Source organism: Njordella calcicola (assembly GCF_056494125.1).
In genome coordinates this window covers 6,371,438-6,397,605 of record NZ_CM151396.1, presented here as the reverse complement: position 1 = coordinate 6,397,605, position 26,168 = coordinate 6,371,438, and the positions used below count along the sequence as shown (strand labels likewise).

Annotated in this window: 17 protein-coding genes; 13 read left to right on the top strand and 4 right to left on the bottom strand. The window is 53.2% G+C overall.

Annotated elements, in window-relative coordinates; all coding sequences use genetic code 11:
* Positions 1-97: 97 nt before the first annotated feature.
* A complete protein-coding gene (gene hisS, locus SH302x_RS24715) occupies positions 98-1,447 on the top strand; it encodes a histidine--tRNA ligase (protein ID WP_479369314.1) in 1,350 nt (449 codons plus the stop codon).
* A gap of 53 nt (positions 1,448-1,500) precedes the next feature.
* Here hisS and SH302x_RS24710 read toward each other — a convergent pair whose 3' ends face one another.
* On the bottom strand, positions 1,501-4,374 hold the full coding sequence (locus tag SH302x_RS24710; protein ID WP_479365604.1) for a hypothetical protein: 2,874 nt from the start codon (positions 4,372-4,374) through the stop codon (positions 1,501-1,503).
* Positions 4,375-4,427: 53 nt separating this feature from the next.
* Here SH302x_RS24710 and SH302x_RS24705 point away from each other — a divergent pair, with 53 nt between their 5' ends.
* Entirely contained in the window at positions 4,428-5,204 is a 777-nt protein-coding gene (locus tag SH302x_RS24705) for a sugar phosphate isomerase/epimerase family protein (RefSeq protein ID WP_479365602.1), read from the top strand.
* A 76-nt stretch (positions 5,205-5,280) separates the two neighbouring features.
* Here the strand turns inward: SH302x_RS24705 and SH302x_RS24700 are convergent, their stop codons facing one another.
* Positions 5,281-7,377 (bottom strand): YgiQ family radical SAM protein, encoded by a 2,097-nt coding sequence (locus tag SH302x_RS24700; protein ID WP_479365600.1) that lies wholly within the window; start codon positions 7,375-7,377, stop codon positions 5,281-5,283.
* A gap of 337 nt (positions 7,378-7,714) precedes the next feature.
* On the opposite strand from SH302x_RS24700, the gene SH302x_RS24695 reads away from it, so the two are divergent.
* From SH302x_RS24695 to SH302x_RS24675, 5 genes are all read left to right on the top strand, one after another.
* Entirely contained in the window at positions 7,715-11,119 is a 3,405-nt protein-coding gene (locus SH302x_RS24695; RefSeq protein ID WP_479365599.1) for a PVC-type heme-binding CxxCH protein, read from the top strand.
* A gap of 76 nt (positions 11,120-11,195) precedes the next feature.
* Entirely contained in the window at positions 11,196-12,584 is a 1,389-nt protein-coding gene (locus SH302x_RS24690) for an endonuclease/exonuclease/phosphatase family protein (RefSeq protein ID WP_479365597.1), read from the top strand.
* Entirely contained in the window at positions 12,542-14,071 is a 1,530-nt protein-coding gene (locus SH302x_RS24685) for a DUF1598 domain-containing protein (RefSeq protein ID WP_479365595.1), read from the top strand. The genes SH302x_RS24690 and SH302x_RS24685 overlap by 43 nt, the downstream gene beginning before the upstream one ends.
* Before the next feature lie 881 nt (positions 14,072-14,952).
* Positions 14,953-15,255 (top strand): hypothetical protein, encoded by a 303-nt coding sequence (locus tag SH302x_RS24680; protein ID WP_479365593.1) that lies wholly within the window; start codon positions 14,953-14,955, stop codon positions 15,253-15,255.
* Positions 15,255-15,605 (top strand): hypothetical protein, encoded by a 351-nt coding sequence (locus SH302x_RS24675; RefSeq protein WP_479365592.1) that lies wholly within the window; start codon positions 15,255-15,257, stop codon positions 15,603-15,605. The genes SH302x_RS24680 and SH302x_RS24675 overlap by 1 nt, the downstream gene beginning before the upstream one ends.
* Before the next feature lie 792 nt (positions 15,606-16,397).
* Here SH302x_RS24675 and SH302x_RS24670 read toward each other — a convergent pair.
* Positions 16,398-16,814, bottom strand: a complete 417-nt coding sequence (locus tag SH302x_RS24670; protein ID WP_479365591.1) for a DUF5362 family protein — start codon at positions 16,812-16,814, stop codon at positions 16,398-16,400.
* A 128-nt stretch (positions 16,815-16,942) separates the two neighbouring features.
* Here SH302x_RS24670 and SH302x_RS24665 point away from each other — a divergent pair, with 128 nt between their 5' ends.
* The 6 genes from SH302x_RS24665 to mutL all read left to right on the top strand — a co-directional run bounded on the left by SH302x_RS24665 (position 16,943) and on the right by mutL (position 22,709).
* The gene (locus SH302x_RS24665; protein ID WP_479365589.1) at positions 16,943-17,302 is read left to right on the top strand and encodes a 2Fe-2S iron-sulfur cluster-binding protein; all 360 of its coding nucleotides are present in this window, start codon (positions 16,943-16,945) and stop codon (positions 17,300-17,302) included.
* A 60-nt stretch (positions 17,303-17,362) separates the two neighbouring features.
* Positions 17,363-18,130, top strand: a complete 768-nt coding sequence (gene pyrH, locus SH302x_RS24660; RefSeq protein ID WP_479365588.1) for a UMP kinase — start codon at positions 17,363-17,365, stop codon at positions 18,128-18,130.
* Between the two features lie 101 nt (positions 18,131-18,231).
* Entirely contained in the window at positions 18,232-18,792 is a 561-nt protein-coding gene (frr, locus tag SH302x_RS24655; protein WP_479365586.1) for a ribosome recycling factor, read from the top strand.
* A gap of 138 nt (positions 18,793-18,930) precedes the next feature.
* On the top strand, positions 18,931-19,764 hold the full coding sequence (locus SH302x_RS24650) for an SDR family oxidoreductase (RefSeq protein ID WP_479365584.1): 834 nt from the start codon (positions 18,931-18,933) through the stop codon (positions 19,762-19,764).
* Between the two features lie 10 nt (positions 19,765-19,774).
* A complete protein-coding gene (locus SH302x_RS24645; protein ID WP_479365583.1) occupies positions 19,775-20,647 on the top strand; it encodes a phosphoribosylaminoimidazolesuccinocarboxamide synthase in 873 nt (290 codons plus the stop codon).
* Between the two features lie 76 nt (positions 20,648-20,723).
* Entirely contained in the window at positions 20,724-22,709 is a 1,986-nt protein-coding gene (gene mutL / locus SH302x_RS24640) for a DNA mismatch repair endonuclease MutL (protein ID WP_479365581.1), read from the top strand.
* A 664-nt stretch (positions 22,710-23,373) separates the two neighbouring features.
* Here mutL and SH302x_RS24635 read toward each other — a convergent pair.
* Positions 23,374-26,151 carry a TlpA family protein disulfide reductase gene (locus SH302x_RS24635; RefSeq protein ID WP_479365580.1) on the bottom strand — a complete coding sequence of 926 codons (2,778 nt, stop codon included), beginning with the start codon at positions 26,149-26,151 and terminating at the stop codon, positions 23,374-23,376.
* Between the last annotated feature and the right edge of the window lie 17 nt (positions 26,152-26,168).

Sequence of the window (26,168 nt, the reverse complement as noted above, 5' to 3'; positions counted from 1 at the left end):
CGGGGGGATGTGGCTTCAAATAACCTCCGTTGGCTCGCTTTAGGGCAGCCCTCTTATTTTGCTTGTCCCGCTTTGCAATTGATACATGTCCAACGCATTGATCCAACCCCGCACTCTTAAAGGCTTCCGCGATTATCTTCCACCGGTAATGACTCGTCGCGAGTGGATGATGGAGACGGCTCGCCGGGTTTATCGCAGTTACGGTTTTGTACCGATCGATACGCCAGCCCTAGAATACTTTGAGATCCTTACCGGCAAGGGGTCCGACGAAACCGATCGCCAGATGTATCACTTTGAACATGGTGATCGCCATGTCGGGCTGCGCTTTGATTTGACGGTACCTTTGGCAAGATTTGTTGCCCAGCATGCGGCCACCATCGGCTTTCCGTTCAAGCGTTATCAAATTGCTCCTGTTTGGCGCGGTGAAAACACACAAGCGGGACGTTATCGCGAGTTCACGCAGTGTGACTTCGATACCATTGGCACTCAAAGTGTCGTGTCCGATATCGAAACGATCTGTGTTGCACGCGACCTGCTGCTGGCGTTGGGCTTACCCGCGTTTCAAATCCGAATCAACAGTCGTCAAGTGCTAGCGGGCTTGCTGCAAAGCATTGGGGCGGTGGACAAGTCGACTGCGGTCTTAAGGGCGCTCGATAAGTATGAGAAGCTAGGAGAAGCAGTAGTCGTTGAAGAACTCAGTCAACAAGCAAACTTGCAACCGACTCAGATTGATTCGGTACTGACGTTGGCCAAAGCAAAAGGCAGCAACGAAGAGATACTGGATCGCTTGCAACGCGAACTGGGTTCACAAGCGGAAGCCGCTGCAGGCATTGAACGTTTGCGAGCGATCGTAGGCGCGGTGACGGCCGATCAAGACAGCGCGGCAAGTATTGTGATCGATACTCGCATCGCTCGCGGTTTGGACTACTACACCGGCATTGTCTTTGAAACAGTTCTCAGCGATTTGCCATCCATCGGCAGTGTCTGCAGTGGCGGACGCTACGATAATTTAGCGGGTATGTACACCAAACAGCATCTGCCTGGGATAGGTGGTTCCTTAGGTCTGGATCGATTGCTTGCAGCCATCGAGCAATTGGGCGTCTTGAGCGATCAGATGCAAAACCAGACGGTATTTATTGCTTACTTTGATCCTGATAGACTAGCCGACTATCTGACACTGGCCACAATCTTGCGAGCGGCAGGTTTTAACGTCGAACTTTATCCTGAACCCAAGAAGCTTGGCCAGCAACTGAAGTATGCAGACTCGCGAGCGTTTCCCATCGCGTTGATTGCGGGCTCGGATGAACTTGCACGCGGCGCTTGTCAAATCAAAGACCTGCGTCACAAAACGACGACGGAAGTGCTTTGGAAAGAGAACACCAACGCTTTAGTCGAGTCCGTTCGCTTCTTTTTGAACATGCCGCCCGGCCCGCTTTTGGCACAATGATCGACCCAGGAAGTGGTATCGATGCATGAAGCGATTACTTCATTGGTCACAAACTAGAATTCGATTCGGATCAGATGATTAATTGTTCGACCGGTGCCAACTTCTTCGCACCCCAGTCGCAGTGTCTGCCCGCGCAGATCGGCCGCCTTCGGAACGACGATACGGCGAACTTGAGTATCCTTCACACGGATCATCTGAGCTCTTTCGCGAGGGCGTCCGGGCAGGAACAGCATCATGTCAAATGACGTTGGCTTGCCGGTTTGATTTTCTAATGTCACATCGATAATCAGATCGTCCAATGCCGTAAACATGGACTTGGATGAAATTCGAATGCCAGGCAAGCCCACGTGAACGGACCGCTCCAGTTCGAATACAAGATCCGCATCGGAGTCCATTTGCACAAACAAACGAACCGGTGTTTCCCCTTCCGCGACATCCGATCGCATAAGAATATCAGCACCAAAGGTTTTCTTTTCTAGCGGACCGACATCCACGCGTAGATCCACCTCTTGTTCTCGCAATAGCTGAGGGGCCAGCAAGCGCACACTGCCCATAGCTCTCACGCTTCCAGGGTTATTGACTTCCACTTCCAGTTTGACGGTAGAGGTCGTTGTCATGACAAGATCCTCGAAGGCCAGCTCGACTGCAGACTGCCAGCGAATCAGACTTTCACTCACATCTCGGATCAGGATCGGCCACGCATTATCTGGGAGAATGATTGGCTTGCCTGTCACGTTCGGGTCCACAGCCAACTCAAAACGTCGCCCCCAAATATCCACAGCCTGCAAGTCTCTTCCTAGCCAAAAACGAGTCGGTTTATAAGGACCCTCGCCCGGCAGCAATAGAAGATCGCTTCGTGTTCCTTGGTCTAACAAAACGGCCGTCTGACTCGGAGAGATCTGGATGTTCTCATGAGCGGTTGTCTCGCGTAGCCAGTTAGACAAATTTCGAATGGGTAAGTACAGCGAGCCTGGTCGGCCTTGCTCATCAAAGATGGCTTTTGAACGAGTGCGAGTAAAGAAACCAATCGGAAACTTCGACTTGGTTACGGCAAGCATTTGCTGCGTCAGGTCCAGCAGCACCGACTCACGACTGTACTTCGAATCGTCCAAGGCCGCCAAAGAAAGCCAGCGTGTGGCAACTACCTTTTCCAAAGCGAGACTGTAGTTCTCGATTTCGGCACCCGTTAGACCAGGCTGAGCGAACAGTTGATAGCGGTTGATAAACTTGGACTCTTTGCTCACATCTTTGGCAGTAATATTGCAAGCCAATATGACTTTGGCTTCCGGTTCGTACGAGTTAAGTTTCGTACGAAAGCTCTGCAAGATCGAGGGCAGTTTGCTGTCATGCAACGGACTGATGTCGGTGTCCCAGCCCAATTGGAAATCTTGCACGTGCAAAGTGATTCGTTGCAGGATAGGGTCCAGCATCGGCTGCCACACAGCGGGCATATCCAAGGCATTGACTAGCGACGAACCGCTGTCGCCAGGAAATCTCCCCATTTGCGTTGCTGGTGGTTTATCTAACACAGCAATCGGATGGATCTGCTGGCTGTTCATCATATCCAAGGCCCAGGCCAGTTGCGTCAATTCTTCGCTTGTGCTGGTGTCCAGCCAGACTGGAACCTTAAGGTTACCGACCGACAGTTCATTGGCAATACGGATCGCGTCACGCCATTTTAGATCGCGGCCTGCATTTTCAACACTGATGCCAAAGCGTGGATTATGGCCAGCGACCACCAGCTCATCTTTTGGCAACACCGCGATGGAAAGTGTCTGCTGGAAGTCCTGTTTGCGAGACTCATCTAGACTGACTACCAGTTCAAAAAATCCGGGCTCTTGGAACAGCAACTCTTGCCTACAGGTACCGATAAAACGCGCCGCACCGCCTGACGAAGCAGACTCAAGTTCGTTAGCATGTTTCTTAGTTAAAACCGCGCTTTCGGTTTTATAAGTTACCTGGCGGTCAACGTCGCGTATGACGAATTGTACTTTGGAGTCAGGGCTATCCAGACCGGTCACTTCGCACTGCGCAAAAACGCTGCTGCCAGCTCGCACAATCTGAGTCGGCGGATCGATGACCACGGAAAGCTTTGGTCGACGCTCGACACGAACCGAGTCAAACATCAACGTGCCGTTCAATGCTTTGAAACTGGAAGGATTGATTTCCAATCGAAGTTTAGCAGTCTGCATACGCTCGTCGGGAATTGCGATATTCGGCAGATGGACGGTCGTCCAATCGCGTGTCCCCGTCAGCTTGACCGAACTACTCAACACTGCCTCGTTCTTTTTGGCGTCCAAGCCAACTAGGCTCAACTGGGCCTGAAAATCATTGAGCTCGACACACTTCATTTCTGCTGTCACTCGATAGCGAAAACGGCGGTCAATTGGGAATTCAGCGCTTTCAATTGCGGCTGCGCCGCCATTCATCCGAACTTGCAAACAGCGGTCCATGATGGTCATTTCAAGCAGCTTATCCAGTCGCGCTGGAATCTGCTCTGGCACTACATCGCCAGGACGACGTCCCTGGTCGAAGGCTAGCATCCATTGCGCCAGCGAACGCCGCGTCTGTTGAAGCTCCTCTAGCTCCAATTGATTGCGATTCTCTGTACGAATCGCGATATATTTCGGATGCTCACGATCAAAGATGCGGCGCCAAGCATCCGGCCAACCATCGCCGTTGGCGTCTTCGTCGGGGCCAAAGTTACTGGAATGAACAATCGCAACCTGCGAAACATCACCGACTACCGGCGACGTGGCAGCAAGCGATTCCACCGCTGGGACCGCCGCGGGCTGCGCTGCTATCGGCGAATCTTCCGCGAATGCCAAATGGTTAATGACAATGGACGCTAGGCCAAGGCACGTTAGAATGACGCTTCGAAGAAAGCGATGAACGTTGCAATCAGCAATTTGGCAGCATCGAATCATAGTTGCCCTTAAGTTATCGCTTGGCTGGAATTATACGAACAAAGAGAACTTCAGTGAGTGGTACATCGATATCGATCGCAATTGCGGGGCTCAAGCAAACTTTCAAACAAGCATTACAAACGGCCGCTTCGATGCACGTCGACGGAATTGAAATCGACGCCAGAAACGACATCCGGCCTTCGGATATGTCGACCAGCGCCGTGCGTCAATTGCGGAAAATGTTGAGTGATCTAGATTTGACGATTAAATCGGTGCGTTTTGCAACTCGTCGCGGCTACGACAGCGTAGAAGAACTAGACCGTCGCGTATCAGCCACCAAGGACGCGATGAAGATGGCCGTCGAGCTGGGCTGCAATGTGCTGGTTAACTCGGTTGGAACGATTAAGCCAGATGAGGAAGATAATGCAGTTTTGCGTGAGGTGCTGACGGACATCGGCAAACACTCGTACCATTATGGTTGCTTCCTGGCCTGCGAAACAGGCGCTCAATCGCTCTTGACGCTCAGCAATTTCCTCAAGACGTTGCCCGAGGACTCGGTCTTCATCGCACTCAATCCCGCAAACTTGATCGCCGCTGGATTCACGACCGAAGACCTAGCGCAGTGCGTGAACCAAGTGCGGTTGGTTTATGCCAACGACACCGTGCCCGATCGATCTCGCGTCGGGCAAGGCACACGCGTTCCATTGGGCCAGGGTATCGTCGATCTGCCTCAAATCGTGGGCACACTGGAGGACTCCCGCGAGCGGATTCCTTATACCGTCGATGGTCAAGGCCACGCTGATCCTACGTTCGCATGTAAACAAGCGATCGAGTTCCTAAGACGCATGTAGACTCGTACGCCTACGGCTAACGGTTAAACGAGTATGCGGAGTAAGCGGCTAGTTACAAAAGATTTGCGATCCTCAATCACTTGCGACGACGCGGGCGATAGCCCACTCCGGGCGCGTTGTCCCGTTGAGCTCGGGATTTAGGCTGTGCATCTGGCTTAGGAATTTGATGCACGTAATTGCCTTTGAATCGATCGTTGGCATCCTGGCGTCGGCGTTGCAACGCTTCTTTCGGCGGCTTGGAAGGGATCAAGCTATCGCAGCCATCGCCGATCAAATCGCCACGTCCGACCGATAGCAACGCTTCGCGAACCTCGAAGTAATTCTCCGGTTTGAAAAACTGCATCAAAGCTCGCTGCATCTTGCGATCTCGCATGTTCTTAGCAATAAAGACCGGCTTCTTGGTAAAAGGGTCGATACCGGTGTAGTACATGCAAGTCGCGACGTCTAGCGGAGCCGGAATAAAGTCTTGGACTTGATCTGGCTTGTATCCATTTCGCTTCAAGAACAACGCCAGCTCAATCATCGAATCGACGTCGCTACCTGGATGCGACGCGATGTAGTAAGGGATCAAGAACTGTTTCTTACCAGCTTTCTTGCTTTCCGACTTGAATTGCTCGGTGAAGAATTCAAAGTCATCATTGGACGGTTTTCGCATCTTCATCAAGACATCTGGATCAACATGCTCTGGAGCCACTTTCAAATGGCCGCCGACATGGTGCGCCGTGAGTTCCGCGATGTATTCAGGGCTTCGTCGAGCGAGGTCCATCCGAATGCCGCTGGCGACCAACACCTTTTTAATTCCAGGTTGTTCTCGCGACTGCTTCATCAGTTCGATAACTGGGCCGTGGTCGGTGCCCAGCAACTTGCAGATCTTTGGATGCACACAAGATTGACGACGACAGACCGCTTCGACTTCAGGCTTGGTGCAACGCATTTGATACATGTTGGCGGTCGGCCCACCAATATCGCTGACGGTACCCTTGAAGTCCGGGTCCTTGGTCATATTGTTCAGCTCATTGAGCACTGATTGCTTGCTGCGCGATTGTATGATGCGGCCTTGGTGAGCTGTAATCGAACAGAATGTACAACCACCAAAACAACCTCGCATAATCGTCACAGAGTTACGAATCATGTTATACGCTGGAATGGGTTCGGTATAACTCGGATGCGGCCGTCGTGTGTACGGCAATGCGTAGATCCGATCCATCGCCTCTTCGCTGATAGGTAGCTGAGGCGCATTGCAGACGATGACTTGCGTTCCGTGACGTTGCATCAGCCGTCGAGCGTTCAGCGGGTTGGTCTCGTGATGGATGACCCGAGTGGCTTCTGCAAAAGCAAGCTTGTCGGCGACAACATCTTCATAGCTGGGCAACTCAATGACATCCTCCGGCGGCGTCTCGGACGCCCCCAGTGCATACGCCACGCCTCGCATATCGCGCAAGTCCTTCACGGTCTCGCCAGCTTCCAAGCGACGCGCAATCTCAACGATTGCATTTTCACCCATTCCGAAGCCGACTAGGTCCGCTTTACTGTCCAGCAGAATGCTTTTGCGCACTTTGTCGGACCAGTAGTCGTAATGTGCTAATCGTCGCAGCGAAGCTTCCACGCCGCCAGCGATTACCGGTACGCCTTTGAACGCTTCGCGTGCGCGTTGGCAATAAGCTAACGTCGCGCGGTCTGGCCGCAGTCCAATCTTGCCACCAGGTGAGTATGCGTCGTCGTTACGCACCTTGCGATTGGCAGTATAGTGATTGATCATCGAGTCCATATTGCCGGCGCTGATGGCAAAGAACAAACGTGGCCGACCAAAGGTTTTCCAAGCGTCGCAATTATGCCAGTTCGGCTGCGACACAATTCCGACGCGATAACCCGCAGCCTCTAGCACACGTCCCAAGATCGCCATCGCAAAACTGGGATGATCGATGTAGGCATCGCCAGTGACCAGCACAATGTCGACTTCGTCCCAACCTCTTTGCTTCGCTTCCTTCATGCTCATCGGCAACCATTGATTGGTTACCGGCCCGGTGGGCAAGCGTCCATCTCGCAGCATTTCGTTGCGAGGTTGCTTGTTGGTGGAACATCCCAAGTTATCCAGATAACGAGAAACGATGTTACCTTTGTCGGTAACGCCTTGGGTTGATGGATCTGTGGTAGAAAGAACCGGCAGTTGCATATTGGTTTCCTCAATGAAGCCGTTGTGACCTACTCGGGCGTCGGAGGTGGATGAAGGGTCTGCGTGCAAACGATCAATGCATATGCTCCAGCGGACCAGGAATGCTTACCGTTTTAGCCAAAAAGCCAGGAAAGTCACTACGGAAATCCCAAAAGTCCTTGCAAACTGGCATGGCTCGCCCGTCCAATGCGTCAGAAAGCCTCAATCTGGTAGAGGTGGCGGTGAGCGGTGAAAGCGATTGGCGTTTACTCGGTTACAAACTACACTGAACTGTGAAAACCAAGGCAAATACAGCAGGCCTTCATACCCTCCGCATTCCCTCACTCCCAATATTTCAATGAGATTCTGTTTGAATTCTGCCCGCAACTGGCTGTTTGGTCGCCGTGCCACCGCAACAGGGTTGGCGTTAACGATCGCATGGTCGTCGAATCTGCCGGCCGTTGAACCTGTCGCTCAGCACCCATTGCCTCAGGAACCAGTGGTCTCCCCGGCCTCGCGCGATGCTGTAGATCAAATCAGCACTTTCAAAAAGCCTGCGGACATCCAATGTGATGTCTTCGCGGCGGAACCCGACGTCGCGAATCCTGTATCGTTTTATATCGATAACCGCGGTCGCGTTTTCGTTTGCGAAACTTTTCGACAGAACAATGGTGTCACCGACAATCGAGGACACGACGAAACTTGGCTGCATGCAGATCTGGCGGCTCGAACCGTTTCGGACCGCATCGAATACCACAAGCGATTGTTGGGCAACGGTGCGAACAACTTTATGAAGTACGATGATCGCATTCGCGTGTTGATCGACAAAGACCAAGATGGCAAGGCCGATGAGTCGGTGGTGTTTGCTTCCCGATTCAATCAATTGGAAGAGGGCACGGGGGCTGGCGTTTTGGTGCGAGGCAACACAGCGTACTACACCAACATTCCGAATCTGTGGCAGTTAACCGACGAAGATGGTGACGGAGTCTCTGATCGACGCGAATCAATGTCCTATGGTTACGGCGTCCGCGTTGCCTTCCGTGGACACGACATGCATGGATTGATCCTTGGCCCCGATGGAAGGCTTTACTTTTCGATCGGCGATCGTGGCTACCACATTGAGACACCCAACGGAACATTGGCTGACCCAGAAAGCGGAGCGGTCTTCCGTTGCGAACTGGATGGCAGCAATCTCGAAGTCGTTGCGACAGGCCTTCGTAATCCACAAGAACTTGCGTTCGACAACTACGGTAACTTGTTCACTGGCGATAACAACAGCGACAGCGGCGATAAGGCACGCTGGGTGTATGTCGTTCCCGGTGGCGATTCCGGCTGGCGCATGATTTATCAGTATCTCACCGACCGCGGCCCCTTCAATCGCGAACAGATATGGTATCCATATAACAAAGACGTAACTCCTGCGTACATTGTTCCGCCTATTGCCAATTTTGCCGATGGCCCCAGCGGACTGACCTTTGACCCCGGCACAGGTATGACCGATGAATTCCGCGATGCATTCTTGCTGGTCGACTTCCGTGGGCAGCCTTCCAATAGCGGTATCCGCCTGATTCGCAACGAAGCCGATGGAGCGTTCTTTAAGATCAAAGAGGACAGCCAACCGATCTGGACGATGCTGGCCACCGACGTCGACTATGGCCCCGACGGTTCGTTGTATGTGTCCGACTGGGTCAACGGCTGGAACGGTGAAGGCAAAGGGCGCATCTATCGGTTCTATAATGCGGAGTATGCAGCCAGCGAACAAGCGTCCGAAGTTCGGCGACTGCTGGCTACGGACTTCACGCAACTTGGCTCTGATGCACTCGTCGACTTACTATCTCATGCCGATCGTCGTCTGCGTATGGAAGCTCAATTCGAACTTGCGACGCGTTATGCAGAAAAGGAGCTTATTAATATTGCTCAAGCCCAAGATGCGAGTCAGCTTGCACGTCTGCACGCGGTTTGGGGACTATGGCAGATCGCTCGCAAGGAAGCTTACCCAGAAACAATCAAGGATATTTTGCTGAAGCTAACCGCTGACAGCGATGCGGAAGTTGCCGTTGCTGCTTTGAACTCGCTGGCCGAGTCAAGGGACCGCACCATTGGACCAACGATCAACGCGGCGATCGCCAGCCAAGCTCCACGCGTCGCGGTGGCAGCCGCCTTGGCTGCCGGTCGACTTGGCTTGACAGATTGTGTCGACGTCGTGTGCATGTTGCTTAATGCAAATGCGGATAACGACCCAATCGTCCGTCACGCAGGCATTATGGCTCTCGCTGGACAATCCGATTTGTTGCGTGTCGCGAACTTGACTCAGCATGACTCGGAATACGTCCGGCTGGCGGCAGTCGTTGCACTGCGCAAACGCCATGATGCTCGGGTGTTGAACTTCTTGAACGATGCATCGCCACGCGTGGTACTGGAAGCGGCCCGCGCCATCCACGACCATGAGATGTTGCGACGTCACATGCCTCGCTTGGCGACACTGGAGCTTGCTGCCAATGCCGATGCAGCGTTGGTACGACGAGTCTTGAATGCGAACTATCGCTTGGGCAGTCAAGAAGCTGCCGATCGCATCGTATCGATTGCCGCTCGAACGGATTTGCCTGAAGTAGCCCTTGTTGAAGCCATCAATATGCTGGGCAAATGGTCAACACCGGGTGTCACCGATTGGGTCATGAATCGATTTGATCCACTGCCCGATCGTTCGGCTGACCCAGCAATACAAGCTACCGAATCGAAGTTTGATCAGCTAGCAACCGCATCTCCCAAAGTCAGCGAAGCTATCTTGACGGTCGCTTCCGGATACGGCTTCAAATCGGTAGAAGCTCGCTTCCGCTCCATTCTCGACGATGCGACCGCTTCAACGGAAATGCGAGTCATCGCCTTGCGAGGTTTGCTCAAATCGAACGTTAGCGATGCGGCTGAACTTATTGACAAGCTGGTCTCTACCGAAGACCCGAATCTGCGGATTGAAGCGGTCCGGCAACTGGCGACCGCGGAACCAGCCCGCTCTGTGCCACTGCTCGCCAAAGCGATCAACAGCGAAGTGATGTTTGAGCGACAAAACGCCTGGGACACACTCGCCAAAATCCGACTCGACGAAGCCCGCGGACTGATCGAAAAAGGCTTGGAGGACTACGCCGCCGACAAACTGCCCCGCGAAGTGCGACTTAACGTCTTGGAAGCCGCAGCCAGCATTCGCCGCGGCCCCCTTCGCGACAAGGTCCGCCAACTGACGGACAATGTTGCCGCTTTACAAGAATCCGACCCTGTCGCCTTCTATGCCGACAGCGAACTGGGCGGCGATGCCAAAGCCGGTAAGAAAGTGTTCTTTGAAAAGACCAGCTTGTCCTGCTTGCGCTGCCACAAGATCAACGATGTGGGCGGAGAAGTCGGACCCATCTTAAGCAAAATTGGTAAAGAGAAAGACACGCGATATCTACTTGAATCCGTCGTCGCTCCCAATGCCAAAATTGCGGAAAATTTTAAGACCATCATCGTGCAAACTGAAGAAGGGAAGATTTACTCTGGCATCCTTCGATCAGAAAACGACGACTACTTGGAGTTGATGGACGCCAATGGGATGATCATCAAAGTCGACCAAGATGAAGTCGTCGGTCAAAAAGAAGGCTTGTCTTCGATGCCCAGCGATCTTATGAAGTCGATGACTCCTCGTGAATTGCGCGACCTGGTTGCATTTCTCGCCAGCTTGGATGGAAACGTCGACGTAAGCGAATATGCCCAAGGACACTCAGCGGAGTAGGCTTCACATGCTGCGAATCATGGTCGTTGTTTCCACTTTATTCTTGGCCTCAGCCAGTAGGGCGGAGACGACTGCAATGGAATCTTGGCAAGTTCCACAAACTGGTCGTGATGCAATTCGCTTCGCGACCTTCAACGCTTCTCTTTTCAGAAACGCCACTGGCGAATTGGCTGCGGAACTCGAAGCGGGCAGCCAGCATGCAACTGCGATAGCGACGATCATTCACACGGTGAATCCCGATGTGATTTTGCTTAACGAGTTTGATTACGACGGTGGTAAATCAGCCGAACTTTTTCTGAATAACTATCTCAATCATCATCTCTCGCAGGACAGCAAACTGCAACCCTGGACATACCACTACTCTTCTTCGGTCAACACAGGCGTTGACTCTGGGTTAGACTTGGATGGCAACGGCCAAATCGGTACGCCCAACGATGCGTGGGGCTTTGGAACTCATCCAGGCCAATATGGGATGTTGGTCATCAGTCGGTATCCTATCGACGTCGCGAACATACGCACGTTTCAGATGTTTCGTTGGAGCCAAATGCCGGGAGCGCTGGTGCCGATCAAGCCCGACGGAGAACCGTTTTATCCAGCAGGGATCTGGGAGCAATTGCGGCTCAGTTCAAAAAGCCATTTCGATGTGCCAATTCTAATCGGGGGCACTTCGGTGCATTTTCTGGTTCTGCACCCCACGCCGCCGGTGTTCGATGGCCCCGAAGATCGCAATGGTAAGCGTAACCATGACGAGATTCGCTTGTTTCGCGATTACGCCTGTCCGGAATTCGACAGCAATTACATTGTCGACGACCTTGGAGTGCGGGGGGGGCTGCCAGCGGGAAGCCATTTCGTGATTGCCGGAGATTTGAATGCCGATCCCAACGACGGTGATGGCATACATGAAGGCATTCGCTTGTTGCTGGAATCACCGTCGGTGAATTCAACGTACGCGCCGGAAAGTCTTGGGGCTGTCGAAGCGGCGGAATTGCAAGGAGGAAAGAACCCATCGCACACTGGCAACCCAAAGTACGACACAGGAGACTTCAATGATCGCTCCGTGGGTAACTTGCGCATCGATTACGTCATTGCAAGTCGCACTCTGGAGGCAAGTGACAGCGGCGTATTCTGGCCAAAGGCATCGGATTTACCGAAGGATTTCCAAGAATTACTGGACTTCAGCGACCATCATTTGGTCTGGGTTGATCTGCAAATTCCTGCTGCCAGCCAACCAAGCCTGCCTCAATCTGCCGATACAATTTCACCAAAAACGCCCCCGAGCGATTTCTCGCCAAGTCAATTCGCTATAATCGAGGACTTGGAAGTTGCTTCCGAAACCTCGGCTTGCGTTTGCGATACTAAGTTGCAGATGACAAAGCTTGGCGAAGCGACCAACGATTCGAGAACTCTTATCAGGCGTAGATCATGTCCGATTTTCTTTCGCAATGTTCGATTCGGCTGGCAGTAGCACTTCTCACTCTTTGCAGTTTGCTTGCCCCGCCTAGGGTTTTCGGCCAATCATCGGCCAACGTTGCAGCAGATTTGCAAAACACGCTCACAAGCTCCACCAATTCGAATCCTGGTGCACAAGCCGCAGGTGGTGGCGCGATGGCCGACTTCCAGACGTTGATGGACTTGATTCAAAATACCATCCCCGGCGATTGGGACACCGATGACACGATCAATCAATTCCCAAGTGGTGTGTGGGTCGACGCCCAAGGCATGATGCATCGACGTTCGGCGGATGCGGAGGCGGCCAAACGTTTCTCACCGCACGCAACGACGGCTGCCAAACTTGCGCAAACGCTGGGAGAACTGCAAGAACCCGTGGAGCTGCGTTGGATTTCACTCAACGAGATCGACCGCATGCTTGGTAATGCTCGCTTGCAAGCTCAACTCAAGCAGCCTGCCGGACTTCTTCTGGGTGGGCTATCGCGCATCGACTATCTACATTGGGATGCCGCGCAGCGACAATGGTACCTCGGCGGTCCAGCGGGTGGATTCGAGCTAAACGAGCAAGGCGAACTGGTCAGCCATGCGACGCATCTACCGCCGATTTTATTAGAAGACTTGCTGACGATTGCACCCACTATTTTCAGCACAGGACGACCTTTCGGCTGCACCATCGATCCAGCGCAAGAGGGCTTAGCTCGAGCTAGCGAATTGATTTCGAAGCCAGAATCGATGAAGCTGCTGCAAACCAAGCCAGACGTGTTCGCGCAGCAACTGGGAGCAGCGGTCGGCCCTCAAAAGTTAAGCTTGATCAATCTGCCTGACGGCTGTTCCACCGGCGTTGCATTGCTGGTAGCCGACGAGCACATGAAGCGAGTCGGATTAGAGTTGGCCGGAGAAGACCATGGCGTGACAACCTATTGGCAAGCCATGTCGAAGTTATCCGCGAACAAGAACAGTACGATGGTCCGTTGGTGGTTTGCATTAGCACAGCAGCCTATTGCACAGCTCGATGCCTCCGCGCTGGGATGTTTGGATTACGCTTTGGATCGATCCACGGTTTGTGTCCAATCTCAAGCCGAATGGATGCAGGCCAACGGCCAGCGATTTGCGCAAGCGGATCGCGATCCTGCGGCCGACGAGTTTGCGAAAAGCTTTACTGACAACTTCGGTGACCTACAGCAGCGATATGCGTTCTATGGACGGTTGCGGCATATCTTGGATTTGTCCGTGGTCCTGGAAATGATTCGCCGCAATGCCCAGTCTGACCCGGAAAAAGCGTTCATGACACTAGCGACTTGGGACAACACGGAGTCCGCAAGACAGCCGCTGGGCACCATTGATTCGATTGTGGCTACGAAAAAGTTCCAACGTCGGTCTGTTTCGGCAGTCGTCAGTGGAGGCGTGCTGGTGGACGCTCGTCAAGTGGAATCCCGCCAGGAGAAATCTGCCGCAGTACGGTCAGAGCTCTTTACGAGCGATCGAGTTTACCCACTACGCTGAAAGCGTTTGATTATTGGTGCCCGCTCACGCAAGCATACTCATTATCGGAACGCGCAAATTGCGTCCGTCTTTCGCTCTGATCGGCGCTCACTCCAGGTTCCCGCATATGGCTTGGCAATCTAGTCACGGGTCGCTTCAAGACGCTTGGGGCGATGAATGTCGTCACGGCGATCTTCAGTGATGGGACCGAGATTGTTGGTACCGAAATTCACCCATTCTGGAGCGCTGGAGAAACATTCAGAGCCCCCCACATAATCTCCCGTACTGTGTCCCTATGCGGCCCTCTCCATTAACATATTCACACCGCTAGAGATCAGAGAACCGCAAGAGAATCTGTGATCAACTGTTTTCAAGACAACTCTTGCGTCACTCCCATCTCTGGCGGTGTAAACCTATCAACCGAGTTTCGCGTGTCGCTTCGCGCTGTGCCCCAGCCATTTTGAGGTGGTACCATTTGTAGGCGGGGGAATTCCAAGTTGGATTCCACAAGCATGATTTTCCCGATCCTCCCACTCTTAACGATGCGGTGCTGGGAGTCGCGAAGTTCGCCGATGGGCATTCAGGTGACTTGGTAGATGATGGGCTCGAATTCGCGGCAGAGGTCGATGACAAAGTGGCGCCCACGGGATCGACCACACGGGATTTGATGGGAAGCCTTACGGGCTACAACGGCGTCCAACAATCCGAATGGTGCTGGTTCTTTCTGGGGCGGTTGGTTTGGATTCATAGCCGGCCTGTTCATCCCCGGTCCCAAGGTAGGCAACGCTCTAGGTAATCTTGCCAAGCAGGGAGCGACAAAACCCAAGCCGCTAGGTATTATTGAGGATGGGTTGTCCGCCGGGAAGAATCCTCCTCGAGTCAACGCCCCAAAGGGTGGATACTTGAATCCTGGAATCGGTTCTGCAGCGAGGGGGCAAATTTTCAATCACGCATGGATCAAACACGACCTCTTCAACGAATTGCAGGGGTTGGTCGGCAAAGCAGACTTCAACAAGTTCGTGGCTGCTCTTCAGAAGGGCGTCGTTGGTCCAACAGGTGAATCCGGGATCAAGATTTTCGCTATTCCCGTCGGTAAGTACACCCACGAATTGAAAATTGGTGGCAGTGCACAACGCCTGCTAGGATATATAGACGAAAACGGTGTCCTGATTTTTGATAAATTTGTCCGAGGAGGACTTCATTAATGAGTACGACGACAGACTACCTTTCCGAGATTGACGCTTGGATGCCAAATACGAAAATCCGTGAAGACATTCGGAGAGTGGTTGAAACGGATGCGAAAGGGCTTCTCGAACTCGATTCTGGCAACATATCCGTTCCGCCAAATACCGACTACGAAGTCATTTCAAAAGCATTGATTAGTCAGTCGCGTGACATCGGTTTTGGACCTTGTTTTCGAGTGGTCGTTGCTATTGGAGGAATGGAAACAACCGCGAGTGGAATTCAACGGTCAAGATTTGCCTTCTCGACAGTGTGGTACACACTAGCGGGAGAGATCATCACGACTGATTTTGGGATTAACTGTCCGATCTGACTAAGTTTGTCGCCTCAATTCGACCAGTCGCATCGAATAGAAGCTTCAGGGGACACAGCCTGTTTCAGAGGACTGGCAATCGCGTTGAAGTCGAACTGCTGCGGCCGGAGTCGTGGGCTCGGGAGGAGGCGATTGAGCTGGGTGATGAGCTGTGGCTGCATCTGGCGGAACTGAATGTCGATGGCTTGGCGGTGATTATCAAGCTGGATCGGCATGACGATATTGACGCTAGCGATGTTGAGCTTCGCAATTTAGTCACCGGTCGCTTCAAGGCTCTTGGGGCGATGAACGTCGTCAAGGCGATCTTCAGTGATGGGACTGAGATTGTCGGTACTGACATTCATCCATTATGGCGCGCTGGAGAAACATTCAGAGCCCGCCACATAATCTCCCGCACTTTGCTCCATGCGGCCTCTCCCTCAACATATTCACACCGCTAGAGATCAGAGAACCGAAAGAGGATCTATGATCAACTATTTTCAAGACAACTCTTGCGTCACTCAGGGCAAATCATTTTTTAAATTTAGGCAAATTAGCCGTTGAGCAATAGCTCACGGTTTCCGAGAGAACCGACGCTATCGGCTAATGCGCAATGTGAATATCTGACTTGCCCTGCGAGAAGCCCCGGGAGCATTGGCAGAAGAATTTTGGGCAACGGCCTGAAGGGAATCACTGCAGATGCAAACCGCGGCCGATTCGGCCACGGCAGCAATTGTGATAAGCCTTCAGCTTGAAGAGACAGACGCCGCAAGGTCAATGGCAAGTGGACGCGTAGACGGCTCGCCATCAAAGTTATGCTCCGGCTGCAGCGGCTGCTCCGACGGCCCCGACCACCGAGATCATTAGCATGATCAAGAAAAACACCACATTCAAGATGATGCCAATCAATAGCAGTACGCCCATGATGGTGAAATAGAGCCCTAGGTCTTTGTTGATCGCGTACAGCAAGTTGGGGTCACTGTTTTGTTTGGCCTGCGTCAGATTTTCCCCAGCTCGCTTCAGCACGATTCCGATCCAGATGGGCAGCCAGCCAAAGATAAGCCCCACGATGGTCAGGCAATAGATCACTCCAATTACGATGAAAATCCAGCCAGTTAACTTGATCCATCCGCTGGCTTCTAGCAGGGGTTGAAAAACACCCAGGCCAGAAGTCGGCGGGATTGCCGCAGGCGAGCTGTTGCCGTAAGAATCGTAGGGGTTGTTGGACATCCAGGGAGTCTCCAATTGTTTCTCGCCATGGACTTGGCGATCTGCAATAAGTCGTTAAAACCAAGGCAGCAGTTTACTGCAATTGGAACGCTTTGTGGGACCACCGTCAGCAATTTTTAGGATCAAATATGCCAAAGCTAATCGTCGAAAACGTTGGAGAATTCGAAGTATCCCCCGGAAAACGACTGGTTAAGGCGCTGAGGGAAGACGCCGGGACCGATCAACTGCATGCGTGCGGCGGAAAAGCCCGTTGCACGACCTGCCGCGTCGAATTCCTGGACGGCGAACCGTCGAAAATCACCAAAGCTGAACAAGAAATTCTCGCCGCACGAGGCGTTAGTGGCGTACGTTTAAGTTGCCAGATCCAGTGCGATCATGACATGAGCGTGCGTGTCATCAGCCGTTTTGAAGGTAGCGGTCGTAAGGATTCTGGATCTCCGGTCGCTGACGAAATGGAACCTCAACCAGTAGAATGGCTAGATCGATAGTGAGTTTAGCCGTTTTTTCTGGTCATCGAAATCAGTCGACCTTACAAGTAGTATCAACACATGAATGAAGCCGGTGCGTTATCTCCGCAATTTCAACGCGTTATCCTGAAGCTGTCGGGCGAAAGTCTCGCTCATAGTGGTCAACGCGGAATCAATATGGACGAGGTCGTGGCGATCGCTCGTCAAATCAAATCGGCTCATGAGCTAGGTTGCCAAATCGCGGTCGTCGTCGGAGGCGGCAACATTCTTCGAGGTGCTCAGTTCAAAGGCAGCGGCGGTCAGTCGATTCAAGAAGCGACCGCTCACTACATGGGCATGTTAGCGACCGTGATCAATGCGTTGGCCATGCAAGATGCGCTTGAATCCATCGGTTGCACCACGCGCGTCATGAGCGCGATCCGGATGGACGGTGTCTCGGAACCTTTTATTCGCCGTCGTGCCATCAGCCACCTTGAAAAAGGACGCATCGTTATCTTAGCGGCTGGAACCGGTGCCCCCTTCGTCACCACCGATACCGCTGCCGCCAATCGCGGCTTGGAATTAGATGCTGACATCGTACTGAAGGCGACTCGCGTCGATGGTGTTTACAGCGATGACCCAGAAAAAAATCCTCATGCCGTTCTTTATCGCGAATTGTCGTACGAAACCGTGATCGAAAAGAATCTCAAAGTGATGGACTCCACCGCCATCGCTCAATGCCGCACTCACGATTTGCCAATCCTCGTGTTCAACTTCAAAAAGGAAGGCAACATCGTCAAAGCGGTTACCGGTCAAATGGTAGGAACGCGAATCAGTTCGAAAGTGACCGGCGACCCCGTCACCTCATAGTGAAAAGTAAGTGCTATACTAACGTTGGTTAAGCTTTGATGCACCCAACATAGAATCCGCAATCATCCAGCTAACGAAATCATAAGGAAGGAAATCACACGATGACAGTCGAAGAAATTTTGGTCGATGCTGAGGAACGCATGGAGAAGGCTGTAAGCCACCTCAAGCACAATTTGTCGGGCATTCGCACCGGGCGAGCCACACCAGGCTTGGTGGACTCTGTCAAGGTCACCGTCTACGGCTCGCAAAGCCCAATTAAACAACTCGCCTCCGTCGGTGCCCCCGAGCCCAACCAATTGGTGATTCGCCCGTTTGATCCCAGCACGATCAAAGAAATTGAAAAAGCGATTGTCGCTAGTGAATTGGGACTCAATCCACAAAATGACGGTCGTATCATCCGCATCAATATTCCAGCTCTTTCAACCGATGTCCGCAAGAAGCTGGTCACGCGAATCAAAGAACTAGCCGAAGAAGCACGGATTAGCATTCGCTCCATTCGCCGTGATGCCAACAAAGCGGTTGAAACAGAAGAAAAGGCAAAGACGATCAGTGAAGACGATCGCGATGCCACGAAAGAGGAAATCCAAGAGCTGACCAAGAAGTACGAAGAAGAAGTCAGCGAATTGGCGAAGGCTCGTGAAGCGGACGTCATGGAAGAGTAGGTTGCTAGACTTCCTAGATCAGCCGTCAGCCGCAGGCGTACGCGTTCCTCGTTTAACCTTCAGCCACCGTGAGTTGCTAGCCTTCTTCGTTTAACCGTCAGCCGCAGGCGTACGCGTCCCCTGGATCTACTATTATTTATGAGCGATTCAACCAACCCCACCGGCGATTCACCTTTCTCACTTCGAGGTTCTGTTGCCGTCGTCATCGGTGGCACAGGGGAGCTTGGCGGAGCGATGGCTCAAGCGCTGGCGGTCGCCGGGGCGGCCGTGGCTGTGGTAGGACGCAGTGAAGAACGTGGCAGCAAACGGGTCGCAGCGATTGAAGCGATCGGTGGCACCGCCATGTTTGCCAGTGCTGATGCCTTGGAAGCGACTTCACTGGAGACCGCTTGTCGATCGATCGAAGGCAAGCTTGGGCCAGTCGATGTGCTGGTCAACGCCGCCGGGGGCAATAAACCTGAAGCTACTTTGCCACCCGGTTCTGACTTTTGTAAATTGCCCATCAGCGCTTGGCAAGATGTCTTTGATCTGAACCTAGTCGGCGGTGCATTGCTGCCCTCGCAAGTTTTCGGTGCAGGAATGGTTCAACGTCAACGCGGCAGCATTATCAACATCGCATCGATGTCGGGCATGATTCCACTCTCACGCGTGGTCGCTTATTCCGCAGCCAAAGCGGCCGTGATCAATCTGACCCAGTTCTTGGCTCGCGAGTGGGCAACCAAAGGCGTGCGTGTCAACGCGATCTCGCCGGGGTTCTTTCCCGCTGACCAGAATCGCAAGCTGTTATACAACGATGACGGTTCGCTTTCGCAACGCGGCTCGCAGATCATCTCGCACACGCCGATGGCCAGATTTGGGCAAGCCGAAGAGTTGAGCGGGGCCGTCGTGTTCTTAGCGGCTCACGCAGCCAGTTCATTCGTCACTGGCCAAAACTTTGTGGTCGATGGCGGTTTCTCTTCCATGACGATTTAAAGCCGCTGCCATGTCGGTCGTTTCACAAACACAGTTACCTTTCCCCAAACACAGCGGCAAAGTCCGCGACTGCTACGACTTGGGCGAACAACTGCTGGTGGTCAGTACCGACCGCATCAGTGCGTTCGATTATGTGCTCAGCCCCGGCGTGCCGGACAAAGGACGCGTGCTCACGCAGTTAAGCAAGTTCTGGTTTGACTTGCTGAAGGTACCGCATCATTTTTTGACGATGGAGCTACCCGCAGCCGTTGCTGCTTTACCCGACGCCCAAACCCTTGTCGGCCGTAGCATGCTGGTACGCAAAGCGCAGGTGATTCCATTTGAATGCGTTGTCCGTGGTTACCTGGAGGGTTCCGGTTGGCGAGAGTATCAGGAATCGCAAGCGGTCTGCGGTGTCAATCTGCCGGCTGGCCTGCAACAGTGCAGCAAGCTGTCCGAACCCATTTTCACGCCAGCCACGAAAGTCGCTGACGGCCATGACGAGAACGTTTCGTTTGCAAGGATGGAAAATGATCTAGGCCGCGATGTGGCCAAGCGGCTGAGGGATTTGACTTTAGATGTCTATTGCCAAGCGACTGAGTATGCTGAATCCAAAGGCATCTTGATCGCGGATACCAAATTCGAATTTGGCTGGTGCAACGGCGAGATAATCCTGATCGATGAAGTCCTGACGCCCGATTCTTCGCGTTTTTGGCTGGCTGATGGCTATCAACCAGGGCATTCGCAGGCCTCGTTGGACAAGCAGTTTGTCCGAGAATTTTTGATGAGCTCCGACTGGGACCGCAACAGCCCTCCACCGCAATTGCCGCCGGCGATCGTGGCGGCAACTCGCAGTCGTTACATCGAAGCTTTTGAACGGCTGACCGATACTCGCTTTGTTTAGACTCGCTGATCCCTGGCAATCACGCTAAGATAGAGAATGAATTTCCTACTTAGTTTTAACAAGGATGGTTTGCTCGATGAGCGTGATCCGCCAGCTCCCTGACAGCTTGATCAACAAAATCGCCGCCGGTGAGGTCATCGAGCGTCCTGCCAGCGTCGTGAAAGAACTACTGGAGAACAGTATCGATGCCGGTGCCACACAAGTAGACGTTACCATCGATGGCGGCGGCATCGAATTGATACGCATCGCCGACAACGGCAAAGGCATCGCGGCAGACCAACTGTTGTTAGCTGTGAGCCCTCATGCCACCAGTAAACTGCCCACCGAAGACGCTCTGTTTTCCGTCCAGACGTTAGGCTTTCGTGGTGAAGCATTAGCATCGATCGCTGAAGTCTCCCATCTCACGATTCGTTCACGGACTTCCGCCAATGATGAAGGAGCGGAACTGGTCGTACGCGGCGGCGATCGCGAAGGGCCTGCTCCATGCGGTTGCCCTGTCGGTACTATCATGGAAGTCCGCAACCTGTTCTTCAATACGCCCGTTCGCCGGAAGTTTCTCAAGACGGCTCAAACCGAAATGGGACATACGTTAGAGGCCTTTACTCGCATCGCCTTAGCGAATCCGCAAACAAAGATGTCGCTGCACAGCGGCAATCGCGTGCTCCAAGACCTGCCCGTGACAACCAATTGGAGCGAACGGATTCACAACTTCTTTGGAGCCGAAATCAGCGATTCGTTGATCGCCGTCCACTGCGAACACGAAGGCGTGGCCTTGCATGGTTATGTCGCAGGTCCCAATGTCTCCCGAAGCAACAACCGCATGCAATACCTGTTCTTGAACGGCCGCTACATTCGCGATCGTTCGCTGCAACACGCGTTGGGTGAAGCGTATCGCGGTCTGCTGATGGTAGGTCGTTTCCCGATCTGCTTCTTGAACATCGATATTCCACCAGACCAAGTCGACGTTAACGTGCATCCGACTAAATCGGAAGTTCGCTTCTTGGACGGTGGCGCTATTTATCGCAGCTTGTTGCAGACGGTTCGTACCAAGTTTTTAAGCACTGACCTCACCGCCCGCGTGCAACCTGCCGGTAATCCGGCTTACGCGGAAGCGTCAATGGCCGGCAGCCTTTCAACGGAGCCGAGCGTTTCGACCGCAGCGATCCCAGCTATGCATGCCCCTGCCGCGCATGCGTTTCAGAACCACGAAAGAGAACTGTTGCAGTGGGCTCGTGGGGATGCCGCTTCCAGTACCATGCCTGGACCATCTGCTATCTCAGCCCCCCCTTCTTCTCTGGGTTATCGCGACCCATTTGGCGCAACGCCCAGCTTCCGGCCTTTCCCCGGCGGTCCTGCCACGCTCGATCGGCCCGATAGCCTGCGTCAGCCTGCCACTCAAATGCCTACCGAAAACGCCAGCGATCCTTGGCGCAGCGAGCCATCAAGCTCTAGCGACAGCACACGCATCGACAATGGCCATCCGCCCAGCATCTCGTACTTGGGCTTCCAAATCCACAATCGTTATTTAATCACGCAAGACGACCATGGTATGGTTGTCATCGATCAGCATGCCCTACACGAACGCATCTTATACGAACAGATTCGCGAGAAAGTCCTGGCCAAAGATCTCGAGACTCAGCGGCTATTGATTCCCGAGCCGGTCACGTTAACGGCCGCCGAAGCTGCACTGACACTGGAACACAAAGATACGCTGGAGCAATTAGGCATCGGTGTTGAACCCTTTGGTGGTGATTGCATCCTGATCACATCTTATCCGGCCATGCTCGCGAATATCAATCCATCGGACATCTTAAGACAAGTGATCGAGAAATTACAATCCGACGGTGCCACACCGGAAGCTCGCGATTTGGTCGATTCGCTGTTGCACTTGATCGCTTGCAAAGCCGCTATTAAAGCAGGAGATCGCTTGTCGCCCGACGAGATTACCTCATTGCTCGAACAACGTTACGCTTATCAAGACACACATCATTGCCCACATGGTCGTCCAACAGCGTTGCATTTTAGCCGTCAAGAGTTAGACAAGATGTTCAAGCGGACTTAAAGCCCAGTCTTCCCAATAAGTTTGGTGCGCTAAAGCATGACGTGCGCGCATGTCCGATTGGGGCTTGCCCCGTCGGACACCGCTTTGGAGTTCTATACAGCGTGCCCAGCGAACTTAGCACACCAATCCTATTGCGACACGTTGGGGCAAGCCCAACGGTCGCTCAGAACTCGCGATCTCAGAACGATGTGCCTTTCGTGGCTTTCTGGCTTTCCAATGCTCCTGGCTTGCCCAGGAAATGTTTCCGTTTCTTGCTAGAGAGCGATCTTGACTAGCGAGGAACCGAACGATCCACCGGACGAGCCGGTGGGATTCTGAAGGCTATGACGCTCTTGTGTGTGTAGCGAGAAACCCAACGATCCACCGGGCAAGCCGGTGGGATTTGGTTCGCGCTGAGGTGCAAGCATCGATGCGAAACTTGGCCTTGTGCCCAGGCTTCGTAATCGGATTGGTGCTCTAAGTGCGACCGAATTTCTTATGGCAGGAGAATCAGGGCAGTAGAATAGATTCCATGACCATTGTCCTGCCCCCATTCTCTTGCCCAGCTTTCGCAATTGGATTGGTGCGCTAAAGCATGACGTGCGCGCATGTCCGATTGGGGCTTGCCCCGTCGGACACCGCTTTGGAGTTCTAGAAAGCTCTCCTGACCCCTTATCCTTCTCACTTATTCTGAAACCAGTTTCTCGATCGCCGCGCGAAACCCTTCGATAAACTTCGGGCCAGTCCCCACAAAGACATGCGTCACCTTTCCTGTGCGATCAACGATTACGGTATGAGGGATCGCCACGGCACCGTAGGCCGCTGCAACTTGGCCATCGCTATCCAAGACGGTATCGCAATTTAGCTTCATGCGATCGATGCCCATCTGAACTCGCTCTTGCGGCTCTTGAATATTCACCGCCACCATGCTCACTTGATTGTGGCCTATCTCTTCGATGGCAGCATGCAGTCGTGGCATTGAACTCATGCATGGACCACACCAACTGGCCCAGAAATCCAACACGACAATCTTGCCGCGATGTTCACTGAGCTTGAAGGAATCCCCAGCGAGCGTAGCGAGTTTGAAGTCCGGCGCGATCGCGCCCACCATCGGGGAATCCGCAGCGGGACTCGTCTCTCCTGCGCCACCTTCATCCAAATAGACGCGAGGAAACGGGGCCAACGTCAACTGCCAAGGGTCCGTCTGCAAGGACAGCAACTGCTGGTCGATGTTCCGTCCGAAAACCAACTGAGTCAGATCAGCGATTGCGACCGAAGTCTCCCCCAAGAAATCGCTTCGTCCTTTCAGTTGTCCGCCCTGCATACTTTCGGGCACCAGCGTCAAACGCCCGCTATTCTCATTAACCAGATGCACCTGAAAAGGAGATGCATCAGGCAGCGACTCAACCGCAGCGGCTTGCGGATCGCTATCAGCCGCAGACTCCTTATTCGCCGCCGCTTTTGGATTGTCCAGCCAATCGGGTTTATCCAACCAGATGATTTGAGCTACCTGTGCGACAGGCAGTTCCATCACTTCGGCTCGGACTTCAATCATCAGATGGCCACCCACCATGTCGACCAAGCGACCTCGCAAGTAATCGCCAGACTTTGAGACGAACAAGTGCGTGGGCGGATCATTTTTCATCGACCGCGGAACTGTCATCAATCTCGCCCGCTTGTCCGCGGGAATCTCGATCGCTGGCGAACTGCGAGCCAACGTCACATACTCCACTTGCTCATGGGTCGCGAAGCTCGTGGCCGTCTGAGGCGAACTGAAGCGGATGCCTTGTTCGTTGATCTTTAGCAAGCTCCCGCTGATCGAATCTCCCGATCGAAATCGAATCTCGTACGCTGGGATGGAGTCCCCTTGTTCGTTGGACTGCGAAGCCTCTTGCTTAGCTACCGAGCTTGGCTCTGACCCCGACCGCAAAACCTGCTGCCTCTTCCTGGCTGCTTCCATTCGCAAGCGAATCCTATCAATCGCGTTGAGCGTACTTCGATACTCGATTTGGCCCTTGGCATGCGAGCGGATCTCACTTGCATATTCGCTCTGCACCGGCTGCCACAACAAACTTGTGCCACTGACGGCTTCGCTGTCCGGCAAAAGAAACCCGTTTAACAGAGTGTCCCCAATGGTAAGCCTTCCTAGCTTTTGGGCCTCTTGCTCAGGCAGATAATCCTCCTTCGGACCTCGCACCGAAAGCAATGCGGCTGGGGGAACTAATAGCGGTTCCGCAATGCCATTGGTCAAAAAACGAAAGCGGCCATCAGCACTGTCTTGCCAATGGCCGGTTAGTAAACTGCCATCGACCAAGCTCAACTCAACACTCTGATTCAGCTCGTCATCGGCGTGCGATGCACTTAGTTGATAATCTGCAGGCCGCAGTAGCGAAGCACTACGGAGTTCCGCCGCTGCGATGCGCAATGTTTCGCCGCTACTGGTCTTGGCTATAAACTCGTTGGAATCAATGTCAAAGCCATCGATCGCACCGTCGTAAAATTTCCCACTGCGATCAGCAATCGTCGGAGCATCGGAAGCTAACACCTCGGGCAACACGCCATCCCAAGGCCGAATTCGAAGCGATTCTAGGGTCAAGGACGGCCCGAGATTCATCAGTGTTATCGCAGTGCCACTGGGGCGTTCTGCGGCCAGTTGGATCACTTCCAGTGGTGAGTTTCGGTTGGTTTTGACAGCAACCTTGCCTTGCTCTTGGTCTAGGAAAACCGTCAGCTCTAACCGCTTGGTATTTCGATCAATCTCCATCAGCGTCGCGATGTCTGCCAAGTTGCCGACTTCGCGGACAAGCACGAGTTGCGAGTCCCAAAGTTCGATGTTGTTGCTGATGGGAGCGATCACTTGTTCTGATTTATTAGTGAGCGTTGCCGTCCCTAATAATAATTTGAAACCTGGATTCGAATCCCAAGACAAAACGATGTGAAGCTGAGCTTTCAGGGGCAGGTCCACATGTCCACAAATTGAGGTGTTACGTTTCTTGCTGGTAAGCGAATTGGCGTTGATTTGCCAGTCCTCATCGGCTTGCAGCGCATGCCAAGCATCCCCTTGGAACCTGCCTGAGGCTAGCGTCTTGTCCATGTCGCTGGGTAAAGAGAACGCTACGACTTCACTGCGTGAAATTCGAACAGTCCCCAGCGCTGCGGACTCGACCGTGACAAATTCATCATCGAGCGCGACCACGCGCCCCGTCAAAAGACTTCTACTGGTCAGTTCCAGTTCGAACGTATCTGAGGTCCGCTGCTCAGACGTATTGTGTTGATCATCCAGTATCCGCTCTAACGACTTAATGGAACGCCAGTCAAACAGGAACTCGCCCTGAAAGCCCTCACATGCCAACAGGAATTTCTGCGCTCGCTCTGCAACTGATACCACTCCGACAGCCACATCGTTGTTCTTGAAGCGAACTTGCACCTTCGACTCATCAGCAAAGCTAGCTGACGACGACACAACCACGGAAGCAATGG

Bases quoted from the DNA above. Each gene is read 5' to 3' on its own strand.
- SH302x_RS24665 (WP_479365589.1), top strand. From the start codon at position 16,943: ATGCCAAAGCTAATCGTCGAAAACGTTGGAGAATTCGAAGTATCCCCC.
- SH302x_RS24675 (WP_479365592.1), top strand. From the start codon at position 15,255: ATGAGTACGACGACAGACTACCTTTCCGAGATTGACGCTTGGATGCCA.
- mutL (WP_479365581.1), top strand. From the start codon at position 20,724: ATGAGCGTGATCCGCCAGCTCCCTGACAGCTTGATCAACAAAATCGCC.
- SH302x_RS24670 (WP_479365591.1), bottom strand. From the start codon at position 16,814: ATGTCCAACAACCCCTACGATTCTTACGGCAACAGCTCGCCTGCGGCA.
- pyrH (WP_479365588.1), top strand. From the start codon at position 17,363: ATGAATGAAGCCGGTGCGTTATCTCCGCAATTTCAACGCGTTATCCTG.
- SH302x_RS24710 (WP_479365604.1), bottom strand. From the start codon at position 4,374: ATGATTCGATGCTGCCAAATTGCTGATTGCAACGTTCATCGCTTTCTT.
- SH302x_RS24685 (WP_479365595.1), top strand. From the start codon at position 12,542: ATGTCCGATTTTCTTTCGCAATGTTCGATTCGGCTGGCAGTAGCACTT.
- SH302x_RS24695 (WP_479365599.1), top strand. From the start codon at position 7,715: ATGAGATTCTGTTTGAATTCTGCCCGCAACTGGCTGTTTGGTCGCCGT.
- frr (WP_479365586.1), top strand. From the start codon at position 18,232: ATGACAGTCGAAGAAATTTTGGTCGATGCTGAGGAACGCATGGAGAAG.
- SH302x_RS24650 (WP_479365584.1), top strand. From the start codon at position 18,931: ATGAGCGATTCAACCAACCCCACCGGCGATTCACCTTTCTCACTTCGA.
- SH302x_RS24690 (WP_479365597.1), top strand. From the start codon at position 11,196: ATGGAATCTTGGCAAGTTCCACAAACTGGTCGTGATGCAATTCGCTTC.
- SH302x_RS24700 (WP_479365600.1), bottom strand. From the start codon at position 7,377: ATGCAACTGCCGGTTCTTTCTACCACAGATCCATCAACCCAAGGCGTT.
- SH302x_RS24645 (WP_479365583.1), top strand. From the start codon at position 19,775: ATGTCGGTCGTTTCACAAACACAGTTACCTTTCCCCAAACACAGCGGC.